The 968-nt window shown below is 39.8% G+C and carries 1 protein-coding gene; it reads right to left on the bottom strand.

What is annotated here, in order from left to right:
* Window positions 1-142: 142 nt before the first annotated feature.
* Complete coding sequence (locus CHU92_RS00050) at window positions 143-781, bottom strand: hypothetical protein (protein WP_094411380.1); 639 nt, start codon at window positions 779-781, stop codon at window positions 143-145.
* Between the last annotated feature and the right edge of the window lie 187 nt (window positions 782-968).

Here is a 968-nt window from a genome sequence, read left to right as displayed (position 1 = left end):
AACGTTTTGCGGCTTGGCGAAGGGCGGGAATTTTAGCACAAATGTTCATCCGAAGCACAAATGTTTGTTTAACCACAAATATTTCATCGAAGCACGTCAGCCCGCCTTTTGCCAAACCGCTGTTAGCGGTAGTTTTTTCTTTTCAAAACAACGAAACACTTGCAGTCATTGGATTGCCTGCTTCATTAGTATTGTCGTCATATTTGTCGTCATTCATAAACGCTATTACAGCAGTTGGAAAACCAAAGTTTCCAACAGACATCACACCACCTTGAGCTGCCGTCCAAGGTATCGTTGCAACAACATCTGTTCCTGCATGAATCTGAATTAAAACACACCATTTATTTGCACCGTTAAAGATGTTTCCACCTTGACCGTTTGCATCCCAAGCAGGATGTCCGATTCCGGGAATCCAACGTCCACTCATTCTGATAGTACAACCCCTAACTCCAGAACCATACTGAGCTATTCGTGTCCAAGTTGTGGGATTTAGAACAATGTTGTCAGCAAGTAATGAAGCGGATTTGTCCTTAGTTTCAGATTCACTGAGGTCTAAAGACTTAATACCTATTGAAGACATAATTTTCTCTGTCTCTTCGAAACTAAGTGTCTTAATGCCTTCAGAACATTCAAGTTCCGCAAGTTGCTTTGCGATATTGTCGTTACTAGCGTCAAGTTCAATTTTCTTAACATTCCCGTCACTATCTGTGCAGTCGAATTTGTAATGAAAACCTTTGCCTGGAGCAAGAGGAGTTCTAGATTTTTGAATACAATTACACATTTTTTAATTTTTGCTTTGTTTTTAAGTGCTTACTCTAAACAGTTTTCAGCGACCCTGTTGCATACTTTTTATTTGGTGTCGGTTTCTGCTTGTCCGAATTTGGATGGTAAGTCCGTTTGTTACCATTTTGATTTTTTATCTGTCTGTTTATAGTTTTGGTGGTGTCCTCAAAATTACCGCTAACGTT

It is taken from the genome of Flavobacterium cyanobacteriorum (assembly GCF_002251835.1).
Lineage (GTDB): Bacteria > Bacteroidota > Bacteroidia > Flavobacteriales > Flavobacteriaceae > Flavobacterium > Flavobacterium cyanobacteriorum.
The sequence above is the reverse complement of the archived record's forward strand: the minus strand, read 5'-3'. Positions and strand labels throughout refer to the sequence as shown.